Here is a 26,083-nt window from a genome sequence, read left to right on the forward strand (position 1 = left end):
TACGTGCAAGCGTGCCAGGGCTTCTGTTATGTAGCCGGGGGAGCCACGGCTCGCTCAAAGCTGCTCCATTTCATTCTTGATATCCCGGCGCCGGTCTTCAATATATTCCCTGATGACATCCGGTTCCGTATCAAAGATACCGACATCCCACTTATATTTAGGGTCATCATAGATATCCTGAGCAATGGCGCTGTGCATTTTCCTGACCACAGGCATCAGGCGGGATACGGTAAAGGTAGATTCCAGTGCCCGCTCAAGGATTCGCTTATACTTCTGTCTGTTCGCCTTGTAAGCCAGCACTTTTCCAGTCAGCACGTTGTATCCCTTAATTCTGACCAGGTCGGATTTTACAGCTTTACCATAGCAGTTTCTGCCCCATGTGCCCTCATAATCCCAAGGGATCATTCCATACTTACTGCGTTTGCCATATTCGAATATTGTATAGTTCTGGAGGAACCCGTCGTAATTTCCCGTCAGCACCGCCCCGCATAACCAGCGTAAATAATTGTCCATATCCAGTCGCTGCCGAAGATAGTCGCTTAGCTCAGTCCCTTTTTTCCGGTTAATGCTGCGGATGAAGTCGCTGAGGCGGTTCCTGTCCGTTTCGCCGCCTTTAATGAAAGCGTATCCTGACAGCAATCTGCTCGACCTCGCATTTTTTTCCGGCATTGCAAAGTCAGCATTATCATTGACCGCATAGATGATGCTTCGTGCATGGAGCCCCCTTTTGCGGAAAAAAGCGGACTTCACCGCCTCGATTCTTAAATACACCCCTTCCTTCTTTCCATTTATATAAAGTACGCAGTGTTTCGTCGAGGGGCTGGGGACGCCAAGCACATTAAAATAATGAAATGAAAGGGCGTTTCTCATCAGGGACGGATCATCGTGTTCCGCGTTAAAGTGGTACGTCACCTTGGCCGTCCGAATCTCATAGGATTTTTTCGGATATTCACGGGTATGGCCCCCGCGGTAACGAATACGAATCGGCGTCCTCCGGCCATCCATACTCATCGTTCCACTGACAAACGAATCGGACCATATGTTGCTCTCCAGCTTTTTCATCGCCGAATCCTTTAACTCGATCCGGTATACAGGCAGACCCATGCCGTAACCGCCCTTCTAGATTGAATCGCCTGATCTACGGCCTGCCCGGCCCACTGGGGCGGAACACGGCGTGATCATTTGCCCTATTTAGGCTTTGTTCAACCTATGCGGCGCCGGCAGTTCACGTAAGGGCTGACGCCTTTCTAGTGTAAAATCTATTCGGCAGACATAGAAAGATAGACTCCGGTTTGATTTTGGATAATCTAGTATTTTCGGCTAGTCCCCTTTTTTCCAAGACACATATAAATAGATTACAGATAGACTCGAAGGACAAATAAAGCCCTTCATGAGACTATCCAAACTATCTTGGAAGGGGTAATTGGTATGTCGTTAGCAGGTCTTAACACAATGAACTCCATCGGGAGCGAGGTGAAAATCAATCGCGGCGGGCCGGACTCGATCGTAGGTGTTCTGGTGGGGATACAAAACGGTTACCTGGCCGTTGCGACGAAAGAGGGCATCGTCTATGTCAACAGCACCCATATCAAAAGCATCAGCAGCACAGGCAAATCCGGAGGGGCAAAAGCCATGACGGTGGACCCGATTATGGCAGGAAACTTCGCCGGATTGCTGCACGCGCTCCGCTACCAACGCGTACAGATTAACCGCGGCGGACCCGAAAAAGTCGAAGGTGTGGTTGCGGATGTGAACCAATCCACATTGACGGTGGTAGCCAAAAAAGATGAAGTCATCAGTATTCCGATATTCCATGTAAAATCCGTTATGGTAATCGGCTCGAACACCAGTGGAGGAAACAAGAACAAGAGCGGCGGTAACAAAAACCAATCTAAAGGCAATCAGTCTGGAGGCAACCAAAGCAAAGGTAACCAAACCCGCGGTAATCAAACCAAAGGCAACCAAACCCGGGGCAATCAAACTAGAGGTAACAAAACTCGCGGCAACCAAACTCGTGGTAATCAAACCCGCGGCAACCAAACTCGTGGCAACCAAACTCGTGGTAATCAAACCCGCGGCAACCAAACTCGTGGCAACCAAACTCGTGGCAACAAAACCCGCGGCAACCAAACTCGTGGCAACCATACCAAAGGTAATCTGACAAGAGGGGCCATGGAATGGGCTAACAGATCCTGGAGAAAGACCAAAACGATTAAACGTACGGTGCGCAAGCGCAAAATCGGCAAATAAGCCATGACTGCATTCAACCAAATAAACCTTTCGCGTTGAATCCAATCCACAAAGGGGGGAATAAACCATGTATGTATTTATTGCAGTTTTAATTGCCGGAATCCCGTTGTACTGGATGATTCGTCCAGGAAAAGCTACACGGACCGCAGATCCAGTCATTCAGCCAGTATCCAGTGTTCTCCCCCTGGGAGGTGAGTCAAAGTAAATGTCTGACTACCAAATGTGGCTAACAGTCGGCGTATTTGCCATCACCGTCATTTTCTTAATGTGGCGCCCCCGCGGAATCAACGAATCCATTTCAACCACCGCCGGAGCATTTATTCTGCTCGCCGCCGGGGTCGTCCCTTTAACGGACCTGATCACCATTTTCAACATCGTTTCCGGAGCCGCTGTGACGATTCTGTCTACAATCGTGATGTCCCTGGTGCTGGACAGCGTCGGTGTTTTTCGCTGGGTTGCTCTCAACCTGATTGAACGGGTAAACGGTTCCGGCCGAAAACTGTTCTGGTACGTGATCCTGCTCTGCTTCCTAATGACGATTTTCTTTAATAACGATGGCAGTATCCTGATCACAACGCCCATCATTATTCAAATCTGCTCGATGCTGAAATTAAAGCCGCATCAAAAAATACCGTATCTCCTTTCCGGCGCACTCATCGCAACGGCATCCAGCGCACCGATCGGCGTGAGCAACCTCGCGAATCTCATTGCGCTTAATATCGTAGGCCTGGACCTGAACAGCTATACCCTAATTATGTTCGTCCCCTCTATGATCGGGATCGCAACGATCGCCATGCTGCTCTACCTTTATTTCCGCAAACAGATACCCGTTACCATCTCCCGTAACCCCGCCCGTGATTATTCATTAGTTAACATCCACCCGCTTCAACAGCCAACCGAATCCAGAACCCAAATCGACTGGTGGCTGTTTCGTGTCAGCATCTGCATCGTAGTCCTCTTCCGGGCAGGTTTTTTTCTAGCAGCAAGCTTGGGTATACCGCTCGAGTATGTCGCAATCACCGGGGCTGCCCTCATCGTTTTCGTCCGCTGGTTTCGGACCAAAACAGGGGTCAAGGACATCGTCACGAAGACGCCTTGGCATATCCTGCTGTTCGCCTTCAGCATCTATATTATCGTCAAAAGCCTGGATAACGCCGGGTTAACCGCCGCTTTAATCAACGGATTACAACCTTTTGCCGGCATGGGTGAAGCCAGTCTGATCGCCGCATTCGGACTTTTGCTGACCCTGTTGTCCAATATCGTGAATAACCTGCCGTCCGTCATGATCGGAACCTTAGCGGTGCTCGGCATGGGACTTGATCCGCAGCATGTCCATCTCGCTTATATGGCAACGATTATCGGAAGCGACATCGGTTCGCTGTTGACGCCCGTCGGAACCCTCGCTACCTTGATATGGATGTTCTTGTTAAGAAGCAGCAAAATTCATATCACATGGAAGCAGTATATGCGCGTTACGTTCATTGTGATACCTGTCGGTCTAATCGTCAGCCTCGCCAGCCTTTATCTCTGGACTCAATATGTCATATGAAAGGAGGCAAGCTATGGAGTCCATCCGTTCTCTACTTGGAAAAACAATAGAATTAAAGATCTCGGGCTATAAAATCCCGATCATCGGTGAACTCATTGATGTCGGCAGTGATATTTTGGTCCTCTACTCGGAAAACAAATATATTTACACTCCGGTACACCATCTTCAGCACATGAAGGTCATGGAGGAGGCCGAGGATTCGTCTCAAGCCAACAAAGAGCCCGTTCTTGACCATGCCCATATTTCTTTTCGCAAGATGCTGATGAATGCAAGAGGCATATTTACGGAAATCCATCTTGGCGGTGCCAGCTCGATTCATGGGTATGTAACCAGCATTATGAATGATTATTTCCTTTTCTACTCCCCTGTTCACCATACCGTCTATATCCCGCTGCACCATGTAAAATATTTGTCTCCGTACCCTCCGAATATGACCCCCTATGATTTGAGCGATTCGCATTTTCCCGTGCAGCCGGGAACACCGGCCCTATCGCGGAACTTGGAACAGCAGCTTGAAAAATTCCAGAATGGTCTGGTCGTGTTCGATTTGGGTGAATCCCCCCTCAAAGCCGGGCTCCTCAAAAAAGTAGACAGTCATATTATAGAGCTGATCGAGGCGGGAGGCCAAACCATCCTTCTTCACACGGATCATATCAAATCCATTCATCTTCCCTAACCAAAAACAGCCAATGCAGAGCATGCTCTGATTGGCTGTTTTTGCATTTTTGCATAACGCCGGAATCTGGCAGGGGGGCCATTTCCGGTTTCCGGGGAGCTTCGCGGCAGAGTTGTGGGGGAGGGGGATCTAGGACCCAGGAGCAGGGACCCTGCGTGGGGAGAATGGTGTTGTTTGGTTAACTGGGGTGACCGGCTCACCGTCTTACTTTCCGATCTGCGCATATTTTAACCGAAGAACAGGCCTTTGGCGATTAACGAAAGTTAACGGATCGGCCGTTTTTTTATATAATGAGAGAAAAAGTACGGAAAAGGCATCCATTTTGTCGGAAATTTGGAGGATACAATGATCACGCGGACCGATGCAATCATCTTAAAAACAAAAATCACCCTGCCCTTTCCGAAGGATGGCCTGGTCGAGAGGGAACGCCTGCTTCAATCTCTGTCGGGTGGTGTGCATGGCAGACTCACCTTGATTTACGCCCCTGCCGGCTCAGGCAAAACCACCCTGTTGACGCAGTGGGCCCGAAGCGAAGGCGTCAACTGCGCCTGGCTGGCGCTGGACGGCCGTGACAACGATCCGGTCCGGTTCTGGCGCTATGCAGCGTTTGCATTGGCGGAAGTCCTGCCGGCCCCGGCAGCCCTGCGAATGCTTGAACTGGCCAATGCCCTGCCTTCCCTGTCGGCAGACGCCTTCCTGGATGCGTTAATGAATGAGCTTTATGGACTGTCCGAGCCTGTAAAGCTCGTATTGGACGATTATCATTGGATAGAGGATGACCGCATCCATAACGGCTTGTCTTACCTGATCGACTATATGCCTCCCACCCTCCATGTGACGATCGCGAGCCGCAAGGAAGTACCTTTTCCTGCATCCAAATGGCTCTCCAAGCGGGAATGCATCGTCATTGGCGCCGACAGGCTCCAGTTTACCCGGGACGAGTCCGAGCAGTTTTACCACAAGTCCGGCATCATGCGGCTGACCCCGCGGCAGATCGACCGGATTGCGGAACGGACCGAGGGATGGGCGGCCGGTCTGCAGCTGGCCTTGCTCTCTTTAAGAGCGGCGGAAGACGTGGACCGATGGATCGAAGGGTTCTATGGGGACCACCGGGATGTGGCCGATTACCTTTTTCAGGAGGTACTTGCGCAGCTTCCTGCCGACTTGAGATCGTTCGTGCTGACGACGGCCGTTCTCGACCGGATGGATGCAGGCATATGCAGCCTGCTCACAGGCGACCCTGCCAGCGGGGACAAGCTTGACGCGGCCCGCCGGTTCAATTTATTTCTCATCCCGCTGGACCTGAAGCATGAATGGTTCCGCTACCACCATTTATTCGCCGGATTTGTCCGGGAACACCTCAAGCGGCATCAGCCCGATGAATGGTTGCGTCTGAACCGGCTGGCAAGCCGGGGCTTTGCGTCCCGCGGATTGCTGGACGAAGCCGTAGACCACGCGATGGCTGCCGGAGACTACGCCGAGGCGGGCCGCCTGCTCGAGCAGCATATTCCAGCCGTGCTGGAGCGCGGGGAAGTTTCCGTCCTGCTGCGCTGGTTCGAGGGATTCCCGCCAGCCTATGAGCTGTCTATGGAGCTGTCGCTCCTGTACGCGTTCGTATTGGTGCTCACCGGGCACTTCGGCCAGGCGGAAGCCAGACTCGGATCACTGGAGGCGTCGACCCGGATGCTGAAGGAACCGGAGCGGCTGAAGCAGCTGCAGAGCGGCATCCTGTTCGTCCGTTCCAATCTGATGTTCGCCAGCGGAGACTTCACGAATTGGTTTGCCTTCATCGGTACCATGCTGGACGATATCCTCCCGGCTAACCCGACTTATTATATGTTTAACTACAACAAAACGGAGCCTCTTGTGAGACGGACCGCTCTGGGGTTGAAAGGAGTTCTGTCGGCGGACACGGAAAAAATCGGCACGCTGTTTATGGGTGTGCTCGCCGCCCATGGCTGGCAGGGGTCGCTCATTCATCTCTATGTGAAGCAATCGCTCGTTGAAGGATATTATGAATGGAACCACCTTGGCGAGTGCCGCCAAATGCTCCAGGAGATGACGGCTCTGACCGAAAAATTAAACGTACCGGGATTGCTCGTCCCCATGCTGCTCATGAAGGCACGCTTGCTCATTGCGGACGACCGGACCGCTCTGGCTCATGACGTCATCGACGAGGTGCTGGATGCCCCGCTCTCAGCTTCTGCCGGTTGGGGTGCGCCCTGGGTCCATCTGCTGACGGCATTCAAAATCCGCATGCATCTTGCGGACGGGCAGATGCCGGCCGCCAAGAAGCTGATGGCCCGGCTGGGGCTGTCCGCCAAGGACAAGCCGACATTTCAGCGGGAGTATGAAATGATGACGCTTGTGCGCCTGCTTGGCAAGCAGCGGAAGGAGAACGAGGCGCTGCGGATTCTGGAGCATCTGCTGCCCCAATCGGAGCGCGAGCAGCTCGTTTCCGGCATCGTGGAGAACCATATCCTGCAGGCGCTGCTGAAGGAACAGCTGGGGCAAAAAACGGCCGCCCTCCGCCACCTCCATATCGCCCTGTTCCTGGGAGAACAGAACGGGTATATCCGGAGTTTCGTGGATGAGGGCAAGCCGATGATGTCGCTGCTTGGCCGGTATGAGGCGGCCGTCATTCGCGGAGAGTACGGTGGAAGCCATGAGGACTTTGGGGCCGGGCTCCCGGGGGAAGTATCCGGAGATTATGTCCTCACGCTTCTGAGGCTATTCCCCATGGCCATGCAGGAGACGGCGGCTGCGGCTGCCGCTCCGGCTGCTTCGGCCGAGCCGCTGAGCCGCAGCGAATCCGAGCTGCTCCGGCTGATCGGCCAAGGGGCGAGCAATAAGGAGATGGCCGCCGAGCTGGCGCTGTCGGAAGGGACCATTAAGGTCTACTTATCCCGCCTGTATGAAAAGCTAGGCGTATCCTCGCGAACCCAGGCGCTCGTTACGGCCCGGCAGCTCGGTCTGCTGTCTTAGGCAGCCGGACCGTCATCTCCGTGCCTTCTCCCGGAGCGCTTTGGACCGAGACGCTGCCGCCGTGCATCTGCACGATTTTCTGAATAATCGACAGTCCCAGCCCGCTTCCCCCGCCGGAGCGGGTTCTTGATTTATCCGCTTTAAAGAATCTTTCAAAAATATGCTCGAGGTCTTCGGCCGAAATGCCAATGCCCGAGTCCCTGACGCGTACGACGGCTTCCTGCCCGCTCTCCTCGAGAAAAACCTGGACCGTTCCGCCCTCCGGCGTAAACTTAATCGCATTATGGAGCAGATTCACCCAGACCTGGCTGAGCAAATCCCGATCCGCATCGATCGTCACGGGTTCAAACTCTACGGACATATCGAGGTCCTTGCCCTGCCACTGGGGCTCACAGGCGAGAACGAGCATCTGCAGCTGTTTGTCCAGCCGGACGGGTTCAGCGTGAAACGGATGTTTGTCGGAATCCAGCGACGCCAGGCGCAGCATGTTCTCCGACAGCCGGGAGAGCCGTACGCTCTCCTCCTCAATAATGTTCAAGTAATGGTCCCGCTGGCCGGGGCTCAGGTTCTCCTCTCGCAGGACGCGGGCAAAGCCGCTGATCGAAGTCAGCGGGGATTGAATCTCGTGGGACACGTTCGATATAAACTCCTGGCGCATATGCTCCAAGTTGTTCAGGTCGGCGGCCATGTTGTTGATCCCCTTCACAATTCCGCCCCAGTGGCCGTTTTCACCGAACACCGGAATTTCCACCTTGAAATCACCTTTGGAGATTCGCTTCAGCGCATCGATGACCAATTGGTAAAACTCCGACTGCCTCCGCTTCGCAAAACGCGAAATAATCGAGATGGAAACACCGAAAATGACGAATCCCAGCACGGAATTCAGCAGCTGCCTCACGAGGGGGGAGATGTGCCAGCGAAGGCCGTGAGTTAAATAGAACGCGGCGGTCCAGCAAACGATGAGCGCTGACAGCACAAGGATCATGAAAAAGATGATCCGGACGCGCAGCCAAAAGTTCGGCGGCTCACCGTCCATGCCCCGAATCTCATCCTCCCTCCGCTTCGCAATTTCCTCCCGCTTTCTTCTCCGCTCTTCCTTCTTGAGCCGGTGGGCCTCCTGCCGGTCCTCCGGCTTCGTCCCCCTCGCGTGATTCATGCGCTGCCACGTTTCGTTCTGCTCCCGATCCAGACGGCGGCGCTGAATCCGTTCCCGCTGTGTGCTGTAACGATCCGGCCCGCTTCGCTCCAGGTTCCCGGAACGGGCATCGGTAACGTCAGCCTGGAACGCATCAACCGGCCCCTGCTCCCGCTCCTTCATGACAGCACCTCGAGCCGGTAGCCGAGGCCGCGGATCGTGCGGATCTGAAAGCGGTCCTGCTGGTCGGCAAACCGTTCCCGCAGCCGCTTGATATGCACATCGACGGTCCGTTCGTCACCTTCATAGTCATAGCCCCAAATATGTTCAATGATTTGATCCCGGGAAAACGTCTTGCCCGGGTAGCTGCCGAGCAAAAACAGCAGCTCAAATTCCTTCAGCGGGAGCGTCAGCGCAGCCGATCCTGCGTAGCATTCGTACGTTTTGCGGTTCAGACGCACGTCGCCAAACTGGATTTCCTGCGAGGCCGATATTTTATAACGTTTGAGCAGCGCCTTCACCCGGACGGTCAGCTCGAGCGGGTCAAACGGTTTGACGAGATAGTCGTCGGTCCCGAGCTCAAACCCTTTGACCTTTTGCGAAGTCTCACCTTTGGCCGTCAGCATCAGCAGCGGGATGTCATAGGCCGCATCCAGCTCACGGCACAGCTCCCAGCCGTCCATGCCCGGCATCATAATATCGAGGATGACCAGATCGGCCTTGAACGACTCCATTGCCTCCAAGGCTTCATTTCCGTTCGCCGCCTCCGCTATCGTATAGCCCTCATTCTTCAGCAGATGGCTGACGAGCTCCCGGATATGAGGATCGTCGTCGACAACCAGTATATGAGCCAAGTCGCCCCACTCCTTTCTATAATAATAAATATGAAATGAACGCGAACGTTCGCGTTTATGCGTTCCGTGCATCCATGCCCCAACCGAGGGGCCATTTTCGTCCTACCTGCATTTTACCGATTCCGTTCCGATCTCGTAAACATCAATGTGCCGACGATTGTGAAGACCAGGAAGAATCCGGCCATCACGAGCAGATCCGTCACCGGATGGTACAACACGACCTGCGAGTACACCGGCGTCCCGGAATAAAATACTGCCCGGGCCAAATCAATGCAGTACGTCATCGGCATAATATGGGCTAGAAAGCCGAGAATGCCAGTGGAATGCTGGATCGGAATCATCGCTCCCGACAGGAACATCTGCGGCATGACGAGCAGCATCGAACCGATATCCGCCGTCTTACTGTCTTGGACAAACCCGATGAAGAAAATACCCAGCGATCCGCCGATCAGGCAGAACAGCGGCGTAATGAGAAACAGCCATACAATATGCATCCCGCCTATTGGAATTTGCATCAGGAGCGCGACGATCAGAATGCCGATCAGTCCCACGATGCTGGTGAAGCTGGAACCGATCATTTTACCGAGGATAATGGAATACCTGGAGATCGGGGACACATACAGCTCCTGCGTCAAATTCTGGTTCCTTTCCTCGATCAGGGAGCTCATCCCCGTGATGAGGCCCGTGAACACGCTGTTCACGATCATGCCGATCATCATGAACTGCAAATAATTGTAGCCGAGATTGCCGGCCATGTTCTGCGACAGGCTTCCGCCGAAGATGCCGATGAAAATGATCGGAAAGACGATGCTCACGATCATCAGCACCGGATTTTTAATCCCTTTCGTAATTTCCCGTGCGGCGATCGCCACAACCGCGTTGCTTTCTTTTTGCGCTTTGGTCATGAGCATTTAGACCGCCCCCTTTCTCGATTCGTCGTTCTGACTCTGCTGCACCAGGCTCAGATAGGCTTCCTCCAGCGTCTGCTGGTGCACTTCCATCCGGCTTAATGGCGTTTGCAGACGGGCTACGAGGGACTGCGGCGTTTTATCCTGAAAACGGACCCGGAAGCACTGTTCCTCTTCGGTAAAGGAAACCTGAAGCTCCTCCAGCTCCGCCCGCAGCGCCTTCCGGTCACCGGCATCGATCAGCATGCTTTTGTCGCCCAGCAGCTTGTGCTTGATCTCTTCCGGCGTACCGAGCACCGCCACTTTGCCGTGCGTGATCATGCATACCCGGTCGGCTTCCTCCGCCTCTTCCAAATAGTGTGTCGTCAGGAAAATCGTAATGTTCTCCTCCTTGCGGATCTTCTGTAGATAAGCCCACAGCGATTGGCGGGCAGAGGCGTCCAGCCCCTGCGTCGGCTCATCCAAAAATAAAATTTGCGGCTTGTGCATCAAGCTGCGCATGATTTCCAGCTTGCGCTTCATCCCGCCGGAGAAGCCTTTGACCTTCTTGAACAAGTTATCGTGAATGCCGACGATGGCGGCCAGCTCCTCGATCCGCTGCTTGTATTCCTTTGGCATCATGCCATAGAACGGCCGGTAGGCATAAACGCCATAGATGCTGACATGGAGGCGGATGTTCTCTTCTGCCGTCAAATCGAGGTCCAAGCTCGAGTTTTGAAAAATAATGCCGACATTCCGGCGCACCTTTGCCGCTTCCTTCTCCACGTCATAGCCGGCGATCATGACCGTGCCTTCGGTTTTGGACAGCGTGGTGGTCAGGATCGAAATTGTGGTCGTTTTCCCCGCCCCGTTCGGGCCCAGGAAGGCGAAAAATTCGCCCCGCCCCACCTCGAAACTGATCCCGTCCACGGCCGGACGTTTGCTGCTTTTATATTGTTTTCGCAATTGTTCTACGCGAATAATGGGTTCCATCTTCATACCTCCCTTGATTCTGGGTCACCAGCCGGGCCTGCATCAAGCAGTGCCGAGCTTGTGAACGGTACTAAGATTAAACCTACATTATGAACTGAATATGAACTGAAGAGGCTCCGCATGCGGATCATGCTTCCGATCCCTGTTATTCCCAGATTTCCATGGATCGGGTAGAAGGTTGAAATCCGGGAATAAAGGGGACCACTTCGTTTCTTCAGCATGAATCCGCCTGCTACGCCTGAAGGCAAGGGGGATGGCACGCACTGCAAGCCTTGCAGCCACCCTGAGATAAAACGCCGATAAAGTTTGGATTTAGTCAAACTTTATCTTGAAACACTTCCAAATTATTGTATGATGGATATTATTTGCATCCGGTCAATTATGAAAGCCGGGCGAAAGCAAGTCACCATACATAAGGTTTCGTTTGGAATTGGGGGGTTTTACCATGCAACAATCCGCAAAGCCGTCGATGTCCTGGCTGCTGAAGTATTTGAAGCCGGTCCGGGGGCGGCTGCTCCTGCTGCTTATTCTGCTGCTCGCCTCAACCGGGGCGCAGCTGGTCAATCCGCAGATCGTGCAGCGCTTTATCGATACGGCCGCCGCGAACGGCATCGTCTCCAGCCTGCTCGTGCTGGCGGGAATTTACCTGGTCTTTGCCGTGCTGAACCAGGTCCTGACCGTGGCGATCAGCTATCTCGGCAACGACGTGTCCTGGCGCGCCACCAACCAGCTGCGCGGCGACCTGCTGAAGCACTGCCTGCGGCTCGACATGCGGTTTCACAACTTGAAAACGCCGGGCGAAATGATTGAGCGGATCGACGGGGACGTCACCAACATGTCGAACTTTTTCGCCATGTTTATCATTAAAGTCATCGGCAGCTTCGTGCTTCTTGCCGGCATTCTCGGCTATATGTTTACGATCAATTGGCCGATTGCCTCGGTCATGACCCTGTTCACTTTGGCATCTATTGGGGCCATGGTGTTCATCCGCAATCTGGGCGTCACCTCCTCCAAAGATGAACGCGGTGCCAGCGCGGCACTGTTCGGCCTGATCGAGGAGCGGATCGCCGGCATTGAGGACGTTCAGGCGAACGGCAACGTGCCGTACGTCATGAACCGCTTCTACCGTTCCATGCGAAATGTGTTTCTCAAAGGCCGCAAAGCCTGGATGCTGCGCGTCATTCCCTGGAATACGACGGTCGTGCTGTTCGCCATCGCCGTGACGGCGGTGCTGATGCTCGGTGTTCATTATTTTCTGACCGACCAAATATCGCTCGGAACGCTATTCCTGATCTATCAATACACCCAAATGCTGAACGATCCGATCGAGCAGCTCGGGGATCAGGTTCAGGAATTCCAAAAGGCCAAATCCGGCATGCTGCGCTCCCAGGATCTGCTGGCGAGCCGCACCGAAATCATGGAAGGGTCGCAAACGGCGCTGCCTGACGGAGCGCTTGGTCTGGAATTCGACCATGTCCATTTCAGCTATAACCCGGATAAGCCAGTACTCCACGATATTACGTTCACCGTCCGGCCCGGCGAGCGTCTGGGCATCATCGGACGTACCGGAAGCGGCAAGTCGAGCCTCAGCCGGGTCCTGCTGCGCCTGTACAATATCAATAGCGGCACCGTCCGGGTGGGGGGCGTAGACATCCGCGACCTGAAGCTCGAGGCGCTGTACCGCCGGGTCGGCATGGTCACGCAGGACGTGCAGCTGTTTGACGGCACGCTCCGGGACAATCTGACGCTGTTTGACGGCAGCATATCGGACGACTATATACTGGGCACGACCGAAAGGCTCGGACTCAAGCAGTGGATCGACTCGCAGCCGGAAGGTCTGGATACGCACCTGAAGGCCGGCGGCGCCTCGCTGTCCGCCGGGGAAGCGCAGCTTTTCGCCCTGACACGGGTCTTTCTGACCCAGCCGAGCCTGGTGATTCTGGATGAGCCGTCGTCCCGGCTGGATGCCGCTACCGAAGCGATGCTGCAGTCAGCCGTGGATCAGCTCTTGCAGAACTGCACGGGCATCGTGATCGCACACCGGCTCTCCACGCTGGAGCAGGTCGACCACATTATGGTGCTGGGCGACGGCCGGATTCTTGAATTCGGGGAACGGGAGGTATTGGCGAAAGACCCAACCTCACACTACGCCCAGCTGCTGATTACCGGACGAGAGGAGGACTTGGCATGACCGTAACCCGGTTTATCCAGCGCCTGTTTACGTATAACATCTCGCTGTTTATTGTGAACGGCCTCTTGTGGGGGCTGTTCCATTCCATGCCGCTGCTGCTGGGCCTTGGCATGCAGTGGTTTTTCGACAGGGCGACCGGCCAGTCGCATAACTATTTGTGGCTCGTCGCCCCGCTCATTTTTATCGCTATTGTCCGCATATCCCGGACCGGCGTCTTTTTCTGGGCCTTTTTTAAATGGGTCACCTATATTTACGACATCCAGGCGATTCTCCGCACGAATATGCTGAAAGGCATCATGCGCTGGCCCGGACGCAACCTCCCCGCTTCTCCGGGCGAAGCCGTGAGCCGGTTCCGCGAAGACGTGGATGAAGTGGTCGAATACGTGGAGTCCTGGGTCGACTTCTGGGGACGGTTTGCGTTTGCGATCATCTCCCTGGTCATCATGGCCCGCATCAACTGGCAGATCACCCTGGTCGCGATTCTGCCGCTGGTTGCGGTGACGCTGCTGAACAATCTGTCCGGCAACCGGGCGAGACGCTACGGCCAGCAGAACCGCGAAGCCACCGGGCGCATCACCAGCTTCATTGCCGAGTCTTTCGGCGCGGTGCAGGCGCTGAAGCTGGGGCAGGCTGAGGAGCATGTCCATCGGCGCTTTGTGGAGCTGAATGAATCGCGGAGGCAGGCAGCGCTAAAGGATAACCTGTTCAAGCAGTGGATGCGCTCGCTCAATCAGCATGTGCTCAGCATTTGTACCGGGATCATCCTGCTGATGTGCGCCTCGGCAATGAAGGCCGGGCAGTTTACCGTCGGCGATTTCGCCCTGTTTACCTCATACATGACCAATATTGCGTTCAGTATTTCCCTGTTCGGGTATATGGTTTTTCAGCATAAAAGACTTAAGGTGTCCCTCGACCGTATGAGTGTTCTCTTCCGGCCAGGGGAACAGGAGCGGATCATGGATTTCAGCGAAACGTATCTTTACGGCGAGCCGCCAGAGCTGCCGGTGGTCGAGCGCAGCTCGGATGACCGGCTGCAAACGCTGGAAATCCGGAACCTTTCCCACACCTATCCGGGCTCGGAGAACGGGATTGCCGATGTGAACTTTGCGGTGACAAGAGGTCAGTTCGTCGTAATTACCGGACGGATCGGTTCCGGCAAATCGACCCTCGTCCGCACGCTGCTCGGCCTGCTGCCCAAATCGGGCGGTGATGTGCGCTGGAACGGCCGCGATATCGATCCGGCGGCGTTCCTGGTTCCGCCGCGCTCCGCTTATACGCCGCAGGTTCCGCGGCTGTTCAGCGACACGCTGCAGGAGAACATCGTCCAGGGCAGCCCGCCCGAGGCGGATGCGCTCGCTAGGGCGATCCGGCTGGCCGTCATGGAGAAGGATATCGAGGACTTGGAGAAAGGTCTCGATACCTTCGTCGGCCCGAGAGGCGTCATGCTGTCCGGCGGCCAGATCCAGCGCGCCGCCACAGCGCGCATGATGATGACCGAGTCGGACCTGTTTATCTTCGACGATCTGTCGAGCGCGCTCGACGTCGAGACGGAGAAGAAGCTGTGGGAGCGCCTGTTTCAGGAACGCGACGTCACCTGCATCGCCGTATCCCATCGCCGGGCAGCGTTGGCGCAGGCCGACCATATCATCGTGATGAAGGACGGCCGCATCGAAGCGGAAGGCAGCCTTGCCGAACTGCTGGTGTCCAGCACGGAAATGCAGCTGCTGTGGCAGGGGGAACTGACGGATTCATCGGAGTCGGGTGAGCAAACTGACAGCAACAACGAGACGGTGAAGGTCTGAACCACTTCATCACTTGGGGATAGCCAAACAGCCCCGGCCCAATTGCGGCCGGGGCTGTTCATGTTATTTACCCATAGACGGGTTTCCCCAGAAACTAATACGTCCACCAATTGCCGGACATCACGAGGAGCGAGAACAGCTTGATGCTGTCTTCGTAGTATCCTTCGCTTGAGCTTCCGGCCGTATACGTCCACACGGAGTTCAGCCAGGTTTGGTTCGACGAGGAAGTCATGGCGCTGACACCAAACGGGGCGAAAAAGGCGCCGCTGTTATACGAACCGATGACGCTTCCGTTCAGCTTGTATCCGTCCTTGACGGCGCCCGGGTTGCTGTTCACCTTGCCTTTGATCCAGCTGTTCATCTGGTTCAGCTGATTCAGGGCCCGGTTGTCGCCGGTCATCAGGTAATCGGTCGTAATCCGCCAAGGCGTACGGCAGGAATTATAGGCGTAGGAGCCGTCGGTCGTATCTTCAAGGAAGTCGGCCGGCGCCGGCTTGTACGCGCCTCCCGAGTAGACGACAAAGTCGGGTAGCAATCCCGTCGATGCACTGTAATTTGTATAAATCGAATTGATAATGGAGTAGGTTTTATCAATGACCTTGGTCCACCGGGTATCACCGGTAGCCTGCTGGAACGCCTTCAGATGGTTCAGCATGAAGTCTGAAGGACGGGTCGCCGTAGCGTAGGAACCGTCGGTAGCCCAATCGCCAAGCCGGAGGGTCCATTGCGTCTGGTTCACGTCGTTTTGCATAATCGCGTTGATGATATTTTTGGCTGCCTGCAAGTAGTTCACTGTGCCGCTGCTGCCCCACTGCTTGTCCGCCAACAGGAGCGAATAAGCGATGTCCATATCGCCGTCGGTGGCGGAATCGGCCCCTTCAACATTCTGAAAGCTGCTGTTCTGTTTCCATGCCATCAAGTACGGATTATTGTCGCTGGGATGCTCGGTGTAGTACTTATACAGTCCGTTAAAATAGGTCTGCGCGCTGCTGTCGTATCCAGCCATCAGCACGGTCAGCAGCATGCCGTAGCCATGCGCTTCGGACACTGTAGCACCGCTTGAATCGTACTTCACATAATATTTGCCGGTCCCGGCCGGCTTCAGGTAAGCTGATTTCCAGCTGTCCCATTTGGATTTGACTGCATCGTCCATCGTGGTCTGGGTTACATGACTCGGCTTGATCGAGCCGCTGGTGTAAGTCGTATGCTGAGGAAAAGGCTTGTTCGGCGCCGCCAGCGCAAATCCGGCGGGAACCATCAGAAAAGCGAGACAACAAATCAGGACGGCTTTGCCGCTTAATGAAAATCTCTTATTTCTTTTCATCACCCATTACGCTCCTTTAATTTCATAGATTAGGAAACAGGTTATGCCTCGGTTCATCTCAGCTGTAACCGCCCGGGATGCCATTGGTACGGGCAGCAGATCACAGGATTAACGCAGTCCCACCCCCCTCCGAAAGTTAAAGCGCTTTAATATTTGTTTCTCTATTAGTCTACCTCATTTCCAATTATTTGTAAAATATATTTTTATATGTAATCCAACAGCTGCACGGCATTACGCCTCATATCCTCCGTGCGCTGCCTAAAAGCGCAGTAGGCGATATGGTCCAAGCCAATGTGGAGCAAACAGCAGCGGAGACGCTCCTCCATCTGTGAAGGAAAGCCTCCCTGCCGTTCCCAAACCTCATTCAGAACCTGCTGCAGATCGATCTCCTGCCACTGCGGATACCATGGCCACCAGTATAAAAGCCAGGCCATGTCATACAAGGGATCACCGTAAATGGCATTCCCCCAATCGATGATGCCGGTCAACCCGCCGCGGTCCACCAATACGTTCCGGTTCAAAAGGTCGCAGTGAGCGATACCTCTGTACTCGGGAAGACGGGGGGCGAGCCGCCGTAAAGCCGAGACACCGCTATCAAATATTTTGGACTCCGCAGGGAATAAATCCAGCCGCTCCCGCCAGCCGGGAAGCCGGTCCCTCGGTCCGGTCACGGACAGCAGCTCCTCACTCCAGCTTGCGCGACGACCCCCAATACGCCACTCTCCACCATGGCTTATACTTCCTGTATCTGCCTGCTGAAGTCCTGAGAGCGCATTCATCAGCACCGGAAGGATCAGCCGCATTTCCCCAGCCTCAAGCTCATCCAGATGTCCGCCACGAACCCGCCTCGATACGGCATAAAAACCTTCGGATGTCTCTCCGATCAAGGTAACCTCAGGAACGGGTACCATTGGCGGGGCGAGTGAACCCATGACCTGATCTTTTTGAAAATCTTCCACATGAGCGCCGAAACGGATCACCATTTCCTGGCCGTCCAGCGTGAATCCATAAGCCGTTGACCAGTCTCCGGCACCCACCGGAGCAATATCCTTTGCCCGGCTGCCGAAACGGCTGCTTAAAAACCGGACTGCACCAAGAAGATCAATAGTCATGAGGCTTCCTCCTTTAATTACCAGATTACAAGCAGTCTACCAGCCATGATCCCCCGCTTCAAGTACTAAAAAGGTATGCATAGCCTCATAGCCCCATAGCATTAATAGCCCAGCACCCCCGTAATGCCACTGCATAGTTCCCGGCTTCCCGCAATTACGCCGGAGGCACCCCATCCAAACGGCTTGCCGTCCATATCGGTTGCGATTCCGCCTGCCTCCTCAATCAGAAGAGCACCGGCCATCCAGTCGTAAACTTCCTGCCCGTGTTCCCAATAAGCATCCATCCGCCCACAGGCCACATAAGCCATCTGGAGCGCAACCGAACCGAGCATACGGATGGCAGTCGTCTCCGGCAGGAGCTTCCCGGTACTCCAGGCGGTCAGCCGCACGTTCTCGGGCTCCTTCTCCACCTTGTTTGGCGGGGCGGTAACCAGCAGGGCGTCGGCAAGTTTGGTTTTCCGTGCCACGGCAATCCGTTCCCCGTTCAGATAAGCACCCTGTCCCCGCATCGCATGAAAAAATTCCCGCCGGTTCGCATCATACACTGCCGCAAAAACCGGCTGCCCCTCCTCGATCAGGCACAGCGAGGTCGACCAGAAGGCAAAGCCCTGATGCAGGTGCACCGCGCCATCCACTGGATCTAGCACCCAATAAGTCCCGCCAAACTCCGGCTCACGCTGCTGATACGCATCCAATTCGGCCTCCGACCATGGAATAACCGGGTAACGGGATTCGAGTATGCGCCGGATGTTCTTCTCTGCCCACGAGTTCGCCTCCACAAAACGGGCGATCATCGCCTCCCGGTCCGCCGGAGCGGGCCCCTGGCCGTATTTGACCAGCAGCTGTCCGCCGGTCCCTTCAAGAACAGTGCGAATTTCTTCAACATTCAGATTCGTTTTCATCTTTCATCCATCTCCTTTTGATATGTGAATCGCTCTTTAATAGTATTCTTGAATACTACTAATGAATCTCCAAAAAAGGGGGGACGCCTCTTATTCCAGCATCCCGCGATACGGATCGATAATCCGCTCGTAGTGACGTCCGTATTTCTCTTCCAGCTCCCGGCCGAAGTCCTGCTCAATCCGGTCGGCGATGACATCGTGGAAGAACGCATTGTTCAGCAGCTCGATCACCGACGGGTGGTCCGTCTCCAGCGCAGACAGCTTCAGTGATCTGCCGAAGCTGCCGATCAGGGCTGCCCGGCCGTCGCACAGAACGGAAAATTTGCGCGAGATCACCTGCGCCCACTCCTCGCTCCGCTGATGCACGATGACGTTCGAAAGCCCGGTGCCCGCCTCGCCGATCGTGATCAGAATGACGCTAACCCCGCGCTGCTGGGCTTCCATCAGTGCTTCTTCCACCCAGTGGACATCCTCCGACCAAATGTCAACGACAATGCTCCTGTCCGCATTGGCAATCAGCCGGCGGATGGCGGTCTGCAGCGCTTGTTCCCCTTTCCAAGTGTAAAAGGCAGGTACCGTCTTCGGCGGCGCATCCAGCTCCTCCTCAAGCGCCTTCGCCGTCTGCTCAAACTGCGACTTGAGCATGCGGATGAGCTGCCCGATCGGAACGGCATCGTACAGTACCGGATCCGCTTCGATGGAGCGGCAGAAGCCCTTGTCGGTCAGCACCCGAAGCGCCGCATAGACGTTGGTCCGCGATACCGATACCCTTTTCGCCACTTCATAACCGGACAAATGCGGCTCTTCGTGCAGCACGAGGTAGATGCGCGCTTCCAGATCCGACAGACCGAGGCTTCGCAGTTGTTCGATCATTTTTAGCTCCTCCTTTCGTTAAAGTCTGTAGTGTTATTTTATAATACTACTTAGATATCTTGTCAAGCGTGTATCTACATATTACGGAGAATCCGTTTCGATGATAAGGACAAAAAACCGCATCCCTATCGGATACGGTTCGATTTCACAGCTCTAATTTAAGTTTTTTAGATCAAGCGGCGTCCTTCCGATTTCCGGTACTGCTCCGGCGTCATGCCGGTCATTTTGGCAAAGGCCCGGAAAAATTGGCTCGTGCTCGAGAACCCGAGGTTGAAACTGATATCGGTGACAGTGTCCGCGGACTTCTTCAGCTGTTCCATCGCTTCCCTCACCCGGAGCTGCAGCACATACTGATAAGGCGGCACGCCCGTCATGGACTTGAACGACCGGATAAAATGGTACCGGCTCTGCATCGCCATCGCTGCGAGGCTGCTGACGCTCAGCTGTTCCGTGAAATGCGCATGCACATATTCGAGCACCTGTGCCAGATGCCGGTCGGCGGCAGCATGGGCCATCTTGGGGCTGGCCGGAACGGTCCCCTCCCAAATCAGTTCCCGCAGATCGCAGATCATCCGGGCTTCCAGTTCCTCCTCCACGAGCGGATCAGCCATGTCGAGAGCCATCATGTCCGCTGTCCATTGCCGAAACACCCTCGATACCCGGCCCACGTCAAACTGCTTTCTGTGCCGGGGTTCACTGTAAACCGAGGAATCACCCGGGTACAGGCTCTCGGGTCGGATCCGGATCACCACGACGCCCGTGCCGTCGCCGATGTAGAAGGAATGCCGGTCGCTAGGCTGCAGCACAATTCCTTCGCCGGGAGGGAGCGCCAGCTGTTTATGCTCATGCGTAAAATGGCAGGTCCCTTGAAGCGGAATCGTGATCTGGTATTGATCGTCGTGCGTATGCGGTGTATTTTCGAACGGGCTGGAGAAACGGTGAACCTCCAGCTGCGGCATTACGATCTGCATTCTCATGTACCCTCACCCCGCTTTAGTATAGCATATCGTGCTCTGTCCAAAAGGCAATTTTCGCTGCGACAGCAGCGTGTTCGATCCGCTATGATGGGTAGAAAAAAAGAGGATGTGGAGAAATGTCACACACTGAAATGACTGTGGATACGGTGAAAAATACGGCTCTGGCCGTTCTGCTCGGCGTCAGCTGCGCCCACCTGCTGAACGATGCGATGCAGTCGGTTGTTCCCGCGGTGTTCCCGCTCTTTCAGCAGCAGATGCACCTGAGCTATACCGAGATCGGCTGGGTTGCCTTCACGCTCAATATTACGGCTTCCATTCTGCAGCCGGCCATTGGGTACTATACCGACCGCCGCCCGCTGCCGCTGCTCCTTCCGCTTGGCATGTTGTTTACCCTGCTCGGTATGGCAGGTTTAGCCCTGGCACCATCGTTTTGGTACCTGCTGCTGTCGGCGGCCCTGATCGGAATCGGTTCCTCGGTGCTCCATCCCGAGTCGTCCCGGGTCGCCCACCTGGCCATGAACCGGCGGAAAGGACTGGCGCAGTCCGTATTCCAGGTCGGGGGCAACACCGGCCAGGCGTTTGCTCCGCTGATGGCCGCGTTCATCATCAGCCCGCAGGGGCAGCTCGGTTTTCTATGGTTTATCGTTCTGGCCGGACTCGGCATCGCGCTGCAGCTCGGCGTCAGCCGCTGGTACAGCCGGCAGACCCGTCCCGCCCGGACCGCAAACCATACCCATCACCAGGAGCCCAGCCGGTTCAGCAAGCGGTTTATTGTGTATGTGCTCGCGATCTTGATCCTCATGCTGTTTTCCAAGTTCGTATATCTCGCCAGCATGACCGGTTATTACGCCTTCTATTACATGGATCAATACCACCTTCCGCTAACCAGCGCGCAGCTGAGCATTTTTGCCCTGCAGTTCGCCGGCATGGCCGGTACGTTCCTGGGCGGTCCGCTGGCAGACCGGTTCGGGCGTCAAAAAATCATCTGGTTCTCCATCCTCGGCACGTCCCCGTTCTCCCTCCTGCTGCCCTATGCCGGGCCAATCGGGTCGGTGATCCTGTGTGCGGCCATCGGACTGATCCTGATGTCCGGCTTCTCAGTCATTATCGTGTACGCACAGGAGATGCTGCCGGGACACGTGGGAACCGTTGCCGGGTTGTTCTTCGGACTGGCCTTCGGCATGGGCGGCCTGGGTTCGGTCATCATGGGCTGGCTGATGGACTCACACGGGGTTGCGCTGATGACGCAAGTATGCGCTTTTCTCCCGCTGCTCGGCCTGTTCGCGCTGCTACTGCCTAAAGACTCCGTGATCATGGGCGCAGCCGGTAAGGCCGGCAGCAGCTCGTCTTCGGCTGAAGCGCTATAAGAAAAACGTCTATCGACGTACATTCTAAGAAGCCAGACCGCACTTAACGGAAGTTTTAGAAGCTTATATTTTCTTATATCTAAACAAAAGCAGCAAAAGACGTACCGCCTCTCCCGATGGAAAGGGACAAAGGCGGTACGTCTTTTTTTAACTTTACATAACGTTTGATATCAAGGATTCACGTTGATGGTAAAGGTCGACGTATTGTTTTTGATCGGCGTGGCCGTGTTCACAATTTTCAGATTGTTGAAGGTCACCGATCCGACCGCCGGCCCCTGATTTTGCTCAGGCATTTCGTTGGCCCAGATGCCAAAGCCGGACTTGGCGTCAAATGCGTCACCGCTCTTCTGTGCTCCGGAAATCGTAACGTTCGTGAAAATGGTGTCCTTGATTGGATTTTGCGGCTGTCCGTTAAAATAGTTGGTCTGGAACATGATGCCGTGATAGGTCGGGTCCACGATATCCAAGTCGCTTACCCGAATGCCCTGGAACACTTTCGATGCCGAGAACAGCCACATCGCCGGGAAGGTCTGCTGGCCCCAGAAGTGCCCGCCGGCCCGGACAATCGATATATTCTCGAAATTGGTCGTCGGTGATGCGCCGAAGCCGTTCATCGGGTAGCCGAAGTCCAGCGAGCTGATCGTTACGCCCGAGTAGCACAGCGTATCGGCAATGTAAATGTTCCGGAAGGTGTTGGCGTATCCGCCGTAGACGGCGAGGCCTGCGGCACGCCAGGTCAAGAGCGACGTCAGGTTCTCATAAACGTTGTCCTTTTCGTCCGCCCCGCCTGCATCGATCGCCGAGAACAGTGCGAAGCTGTCGTCGCCGGTAGCCCGCGCTTCGACGTTGCGCACCAGATTGTTTGTGCTGCCGTTGGTCATGTTGATGCCGTCAGCAAACGTGTTGCGGATGCGCGAATTGGTAATCGTCATGTAATCGGTGTTGGCTCCCCAGTACATACACACCTGGTGCTCGGTCCAGATGTTGTCGATCGTCATGTTCGCCACGTTCGAGAAGTCGAACACCTTGCCCGGACCGTCGATACGTGAGGTATAGTTGCCAAAGTAGGCAAAGTTCGCAAACGTGGAGCCGTTAGCCGTCGAATTGGCCGTAAATCCGATATCCGTGTTGGATTGGTTCGCCGGTGCCACGAAGCGGGTGTACCATGGGCCGGCGCCGACGATTTTAATTGGCTTGCCGTAGACCTGGAATTTGTTCGAGGTCTGATACGTTCCCGGCGGCAGGTATACTCCGACCAGATTGCCTGTCGTATCCATTCGCACTTTATCCAACGCATTCTGCACGTCCTGATGCGTGAAGCCGGCCGGCACCGCGTATTTGGCCGGATCCGGATTCGGAATCGGCGCAACCTGCTCCAGGCTGATGAAATCGATCGCGTAGTTCGTCGTATTGGCCGCATCCTTTTGGAGCCGGATCGTGCTGCCTTTCGGGATGGTGCTGTCGAACATGATATTGGCCTCGTCATAAATATGCCTTGGCGCACCGGCTCCCGGGCTGTTGCTCGGGTTCGCTTCGTCGCCATACAGCCAGGCGTAGCGCGACGTCAGATTGATCGTCTTGGCGAAAGTACCGTTAACGTACACATTCAGCGTCGCATCGATACCGCCGCCCCCGGGTGCATCCGGGATGGAGAACCGGGTCACCAGCGTGTTCGTATTGGCTTTGGTCGTGAACTCAACGTAGCTGCCCGTGCTGTTTAACGTCACGGCTTTACGTCCCGAAGCCTCGCCAGCGAGGTCGCCGATGTTCCGGTTCGGACCGACGATTGCCGCGCCGCCTCCAACGACGCCGTCTTCGGCCTCGTACATATCGTACGGCATGTTCGCGCCGCGGCCAACAAAGAAGGACTGCGTTGTGACGTTGTTGCCCTGCTTCACGGGCAGTTCGTTGCCGTCAACGGCGATTTCCGTCTTGACGTTATACTTCCCATTCGCCGCTGTCCAGCTGCCTAAGCTGACCGGTGCAGCCGAAGCCCCGCTGGCGATGACGCCGCTGACCGAGCCGGTCAAGGTCTTGATCACCGCACCGGTCGTCGCATCGGTTAACGTCAGCTTGATATTATGAGCGCCTCCCGCCGAGGCGGCCATCCCTTGATTTTTGACCGTCACCGTAAAGTTCACCGTGTTGCCGGCCGAAGGGTTGCCCGGCGTCCAGGTCACCGAAGAAGCTACCAGATCGGAGCTCGATACCGGTGCAATCACCAGTGGGGATGGATTGGTGAAGGCGTTATTGTCTTCGTTTTGCTCAATGACCGACTTTTCTTCATCCACCTTGGAGGTCAATTGGTAGCTCCCGGCGTCTTTGGCGCCAATGGACAGGGTTACGTTCGTGGAAGCTCCTGCCGCCAAAGCGCCCACCGATGCGGAACCGACTTTGGTTGTGCCGAGGTAAAAGTTCACCGTTGTTGCTCCGGAGGAAGCCGTCCCCACGTTTTTGACCGTGGACGTCAGCGTGACCGCATCTGTCTCTACCGGAGATGCCGGCGTCCAGGACATGCCCGTGATCGTCAGGTCCGGATTCGGAGCAGGCGTTCCGATGACCTGCAGCTCCGCCACTTGGCCGCCGGTCGAACCCGAGTTGGCGGTGAATTTCAGCTGGATGTCGCTGGCTGTAGCCGTCACCGGAATCGTCACGGTGTTGCCGGACGCCGGGCTGAAGCTGTACTGCGCAGAGGAGACCAAATTCGTGAAGCTGGTCGAATTCTGGTCATGGCCCAGCACCTGAATCGTTTGGGTGCGTGGTCCCCAAGCGCTGTCCGGATTCAGCTTCAGCACGATGGACGAAATATTAGCATTCGCGCCCAGGCTGAGCGTCAGCGTGTTCGGGTATGCATTCGCGGCCCCTTCCCAATAGGTGGTCAGGCTGCCGTCATTGGCATTGGCTGGCACGTAGATATATTCATTCGAGGAAGCGGTGATCGGCTTGTTCAGCGCCAGATTCGTACCAGTGCCCCCACCCGTGCCGGTTCGGGTCACGGTATTGCTGGCCGCGGATACGTTGCCCGCAGCATCCTTGGCTTTGACGTAATAGGAGACGGTGGCCGATGCCGGCTGGTTGTCGGTATACGTCAGAGCACTGCCGGCAACGCTCGCACGCAAGGCGTTATTCGCGTAGATATCATATCCGGTTACGCCCACATTGTCCGCTGAAGCGGTCCACGTCAGCTTGATCTGTCCGGAAGCCGGCTCGGTAAAGGCCAGGTTTCCCGGGGCGGAAGGGGCCTGCGTGTCGCCACCCGCGGCGGAGCCGTACACCTCAAACTCGGAAATCTGCCCAGCAGGCCAGCCCGAGTTTGCCGTAAAGACCAGCTTGACGTATCGGGCAGGAGCCGCGGTAAAGCTGACCGTCACCGTATTGTTACCGGCCGGATCGAAGGTGTAGCTCTGCGAGGCGGCCAAATTTGTAAAGTTTGCCCCGTCCGCGCTGCCCTGGACCGACAACGTCTGGCTTCTCTTCTCCCAGCCGCTGACTGGAAGCTTCAGGACCACTTTGTTAACATTGTAGGACCCGCCAAGGTCAACCTGAAGCCACTGCGGAAAAGCGTTATTATTGCTCTCCCAGTATGTAGCCTGATTGGAGTCGCCTGCATTCGCCGGCGCGTAGGTCTGGGTATACGAGCTCGCGCTCATGCTTTTGCCCGCCGCCAAGTTGCCCGGCTCGGCGGACGCAGCGGCGCCCTCTGCCGTTGCTGCCGGCTCAGCGGAATTCAGCCCACCGGCAGAGCTTCCAGCCGGTATATCCGCAGCTCCATCGGCCGGATTGCCCGCGTCTGCGGAGCCTGCAGCCTCGCCCGGAGAATCAGCCGGGCCCTTACCGCCGGCCGGATCCGGAGTGTCACTGCCGCCTGGCTGCTGGCTCCCGGAGGCAGGTACAGCCCCCGCGGGTTCTGCATAACTCCAGGACGGGGAATAAAAAAACTGCGAAATGAGAAACACGAAGATCAGCGCATACAGAGCCGCCGTTTTCCGTAAAGCCTGAAAATGGTGAGCCGTCATAATCATCCTCCTGAATGAGATACTTGGACCTGGACTACCTGCGACAGGAACTGCCCCGTCTTTAAAAATAAACCGCTTTCATTTTTCTGGGAACCCGGTAATTTCTGGAGCTCACCTCCTTAGCAGCGTGGACGGATATTGGCGTTTGTTCGGACGCCCTTCTCGGGATGGGATGGTATGGGCAGACAGG

The 26,083-nt window shown here is 55.5% G+C and carries 18 protein-coding genes; 7 read left to right on the forward strand and 11 right to left on the reverse strand.

From position 1 onward, the window contains the following. Positions 1-54: 54 nt before the first annotated feature. Positions 55-1,104 carry a CotH kinase family protein gene (locus tag C7820_RS22925; RefSeq protein ID WP_116232990.1) on the reverse strand — a complete coding sequence of 350 codons (1,050 nt, stop codon included), beginning with the start codon at positions 1,102-1,104 and terminating at the stop codon, positions 55-57. 324 nt (positions 1,105-1,428) lie between these two features. On the opposite strand from C7820_RS22925, the gene C7820_RS22930 reads away from it, so the two are divergent. From C7820_RS22930 to C7820_RS22945, 4 genes are all read left to right on the forward strand, one after another. Then, the gene (locus C7820_RS22930) at positions 1,429-2,250 is read left to right on the forward strand and encodes a hypothetical protein (protein WP_147306300.1); all 822 of its coding nucleotides are present in this window, start codon (positions 1,429-1,431) and stop codon (positions 2,248-2,250) included. A gap of 205 nt (positions 2,251-2,455) precedes the next feature. Then, positions 2,456-3,799: an arsenic transporter gene (locus C7820_RS22935; protein WP_116232992.1), complete on the forward strand. Its 1,344-nt coding sequence runs from the start codon at positions 2,456-2,458 to the stop codon at positions 3,797-3,799. Between the two features lie 13 nt (positions 3,800-3,812). Beyond that, on the forward strand, positions 3,813-4,475 hold the full coding sequence (locus C7820_RS22940; RefSeq protein WP_116232993.1) for a DUF2642 domain-containing protein: 663 nt from the start codon (positions 3,813-3,815) through the stop codon (positions 4,473-4,475). Between the two features lie 345 nt (positions 4,476-4,820). Continuing rightward, a complete protein-coding gene (locus tag C7820_RS22945) occupies positions 4,821-7,460 on the forward strand; it encodes a winged helix-turn-helix domain-containing protein (protein ID WP_116232994.1) in 2,640 nt (879 codons plus the stop codon). On the opposite strand, the gene C7820_RS22950 is transcribed toward C7820_RS22945, so the two are convergent. The 4 genes from C7820_RS22950 to C7820_RS22965 form a co-directional block, all read right to left on the reverse strand. Further along, the gene (locus tag C7820_RS22950) at positions 7,429-8,778 is read right to left on the reverse strand and encodes a sensor histidine kinase (RefSeq protein ID WP_309545779.1); all 1,350 of its coding nucleotides are present in this window, start codon (positions 8,776-8,778) and stop codon (positions 7,429-7,431) included. The two genes, C7820_RS22945 and C7820_RS22950, sit on opposite strands and share 32 nt — an antisense overlap. Further along, positions 8,775-9,449 carry a response regulator transcription factor gene (locus tag C7820_RS22955; protein WP_076173037.1) on the reverse strand — a complete coding sequence of 225 codons (675 nt, stop codon included), beginning with the start codon at positions 9,447-9,449 and terminating at the stop codon, positions 8,775-8,777. Before C7820_RS22955 ends, C7820_RS22950 begins: the two co-directional genes overlap by 4 nt. Positions 9,450-9,562: 113 nt before the next feature. Further along, complete coding sequence (locus C7820_RS22960; RefSeq protein WP_116232995.1) at positions 9,563-10,360, reverse strand: ABC transporter permease; 798 nt, start codon at positions 10,358-10,360, stop codon at positions 9,563-9,565. Next, positions 10,361-11,329, reverse strand: coding sequence for an ABC transporter ATP-binding protein (locus C7820_RS22965; protein ID WP_116232996.1), 969 nt, complete (start codon positions 11,327-11,329; stop codon positions 10,361-10,363). A gap of 445 nt (positions 11,330-11,774) precedes the next feature. On the opposite strand from C7820_RS22965, the gene C7820_RS22970 reads away from it, so the two are divergent. Together C7820_RS22970 and C7820_RS22975 are read left to right on the forward strand one after the other, a co-directional pair. After that, positions 11,775-13,520, forward strand: coding sequence for an ABC transporter ATP-binding protein (locus tag C7820_RS22970; protein ID WP_116232997.1), 1,746 nt, complete (start codon positions 11,775-11,777; stop codon positions 13,518-13,520). Beyond that, positions 13,517-15,322, forward strand: a complete 1,806-nt coding sequence (locus C7820_RS22975; RefSeq protein WP_116232998.1) for an ABC transporter ATP-binding protein — start codon at positions 13,517-13,519, stop codon at positions 15,320-15,322. The genes C7820_RS22970 and C7820_RS22975 overlap by 4 nt, the downstream gene beginning before the upstream one ends. 94 nt (positions 15,323-15,416) lie before the next feature. On the opposite strand, the gene C7820_RS22980 is transcribed toward C7820_RS22975, so the two are convergent. The 5 genes from C7820_RS22980 to C7820_RS23000 all read right to left on the reverse strand — a co-directional run bounded on the left by C7820_RS22980 (position 15,417) and on the right by C7820_RS23000 (position 20,510). After that, entirely contained in the window at positions 15,417-16,646 is a 1,230-nt protein-coding gene (locus C7820_RS22980) for a family 8 glycosyl hydrolase (RefSeq protein ID WP_116232999.1), read from the reverse strand. A 203-nt stretch (positions 16,647-16,849) separates the two neighbouring features. Further along, entirely contained in the window at positions 16,850-17,758 is a 909-nt protein-coding gene (locus C7820_RS22985) for a phosphotransferase family protein (protein ID WP_116233000.1), read from the reverse strand. A 101-nt stretch (positions 17,759-17,859) separates the two neighbouring features. Continuing rightward, positions 17,860-18,660 carry an inositol monophosphatase family protein gene (locus C7820_RS22990; protein ID WP_116233001.1) on the reverse strand — a complete coding sequence of 267 codons (801 nt, stop codon included), beginning with the start codon at positions 18,658-18,660 and terminating at the stop codon, positions 17,860-17,862. Between the two features lie 90 nt (positions 18,661-18,750). Then, positions 18,751-19,533: a TrmB family transcriptional regulator gene (locus tag C7820_RS22995; RefSeq protein WP_116233002.1), complete on the reverse strand. Its 783-nt coding sequence runs from the start codon at positions 19,531-19,533 to the stop codon at positions 18,751-18,753. A 167-nt stretch (positions 19,534-19,700) separates the two neighbouring features. Continuing rightward, positions 19,701-20,510 carry an AraC family transcriptional regulator gene (locus C7820_RS23000; RefSeq protein WP_116233003.1) on the reverse strand — a complete coding sequence of 270 codons (810 nt, stop codon included), beginning with the start codon at positions 20,508-20,510 and terminating at the stop codon, positions 19,701-19,703. A 116-nt stretch (positions 20,511-20,626) separates the two neighbouring features. On the opposite strand from C7820_RS23000, the gene C7820_RS23005 reads away from it, so the two are divergent. Next, positions 20,627-21,877, forward strand: a complete 1,251-nt coding sequence (locus C7820_RS23005) for an MFS transporter (RefSeq protein WP_116233004.1) — start codon at positions 20,627-20,629, stop codon at positions 21,875-21,877. 170 nt (positions 21,878-22,047) lie between these two features. Here the strand turns inward: C7820_RS23005 and C7820_RS23010 are convergent, their stop codons facing one another. Further along, a complete protein-coding gene (locus C7820_RS23010; RefSeq protein ID WP_258875357.1) occupies positions 22,048-25,893 on the reverse strand; it encodes a discoidin domain-containing protein in 3,846 nt (1,281 codons plus the stop codon). Between the last annotated feature and the right edge of the window lie 190 nt (positions 25,894-26,083).

Origin of the sequence: Paenibacillus sp. VMFN-D1 (genome assembly GCF_003386155.1) — a bacterium.
Classification (GTDB): Bacteria; Bacillota; Bacilli; order Paenibacillales; family Paenibacillaceae; genus Paenibacillus_AQ; species Paenibacillus_AQ favisporus.

What these genes read in the sequence shown, in the direction of transcription:
- C7820_RS22925 (WP_116232990.1), bottom strand. Translation starts at nt 1,104, where the DNA reads ATGGGTCTGCCTGTATACCGGATCGAGTTAAAGGATTCGGCGATGAAA.
- C7820_RS22930 (WP_147306300.1), top strand. Translation starts at nt 1,429, where the DNA reads ATGTCGTTAGCAGGTCTTAACACAATGAACTCCATCGGGAGCGAGGTG.
- C7820_RS22935 (WP_116232992.1), top strand. Translation starts at nt 2,456, where the DNA reads ATGTCTGACTACCAAATGTGGCTAACAGTCGGCGTATTTGCCATCACC.
- C7820_RS22940 (WP_116232993.1), top strand. Translation starts at nt 3,813, where the DNA reads ATGGAGTCCATCCGTTCTCTACTTGGAAAAACAATAGAATTAAAGATC.
- C7820_RS22945 (WP_116232994.1), top strand. Translation starts at nt 4,821, where the DNA reads ATGATCACGCGGACCGATGCAATCATCTTAAAAACAAAAATCACCCTG.
- C7820_RS22950 (WP_309545779.1), bottom strand. Translation starts at nt 8,778, where the DNA reads ATGAAGGAGCGGGAGCAGGGGCCGGTTGATGCGTTCCAGGCTGACGTT.
- C7820_RS22960 (WP_116232995.1), bottom strand. Translation starts at nt 10,360, where the DNA reads ATGCTCATGACCAAAGCGCAAAAAGAAAGCAACGCGGTTGTGGCGATC.
- C7820_RS22965 (WP_116232996.1), bottom strand. Translation starts at nt 11,329, where the DNA reads ATGGAACCCATTATTCGCGTAGAACAATTGCGAAAACAATATAAAAGC.
- C7820_RS22970 (WP_116232997.1), top strand. Translation starts at nt 11,775, where the DNA reads ATGCAACAATCCGCAAAGCCGTCGATGTCCTGGCTGCTGAAGTATTTG.
- C7820_RS22975 (WP_116232998.1), top strand. Translation starts at nt 13,517, where the DNA reads ATGACCGTAACCCGGTTTATCCAGCGCCTGTTTACGTATAACATCTCG.
- C7820_RS22980 (WP_116232999.1), bottom strand. Translation starts at nt 16,646, where the DNA reads ATGAAAAGAAATAAGAGATTTTCATTAAGCGGCAAAGCCGTCCTGATT.
- C7820_RS22985 (WP_116233000.1), bottom strand. Translation starts at nt 17,758, where the DNA reads ATGACTATTGATCTTCTTGGTGCAGTCCGGTTTTTAAGCAGCCGTTTC.
- C7820_RS22990 (WP_116233001.1), bottom strand. Translation starts at nt 18,660, where the DNA reads ATGAAAACGAATCTGAATGTTGAAGAAATTCGCACTGTTCTTGAAGGG.
- C7820_RS22995 (WP_116233002.1), bottom strand. Translation starts at nt 19,533, where the DNA reads ATGATCGAACAACTGCGAAGCCTCGGTCTGTCGGATCTGGAAGCGCGC.
- C7820_RS23000 (WP_116233003.1), bottom strand. Translation starts at nt 20,510, where the DNA reads ATGAGAATGCAGATCGTAATGCCGCAGCTGGAGGTTCACCGTTTCTCC.
- C7820_RS23005 (WP_116233004.1), top strand. Translation starts at nt 20,627, where the DNA reads ATGTCACACACTGAAATGACTGTGGATACGGTGAAAAATACGGCTCTG.
- C7820_RS23010 (WP_258875357.1), bottom strand. Translation starts at nt 25,893, where the DNA reads ATGACGGCTCACCATTTTCAGGCTTTACGGAAAACGGCGGCTCTGTAT.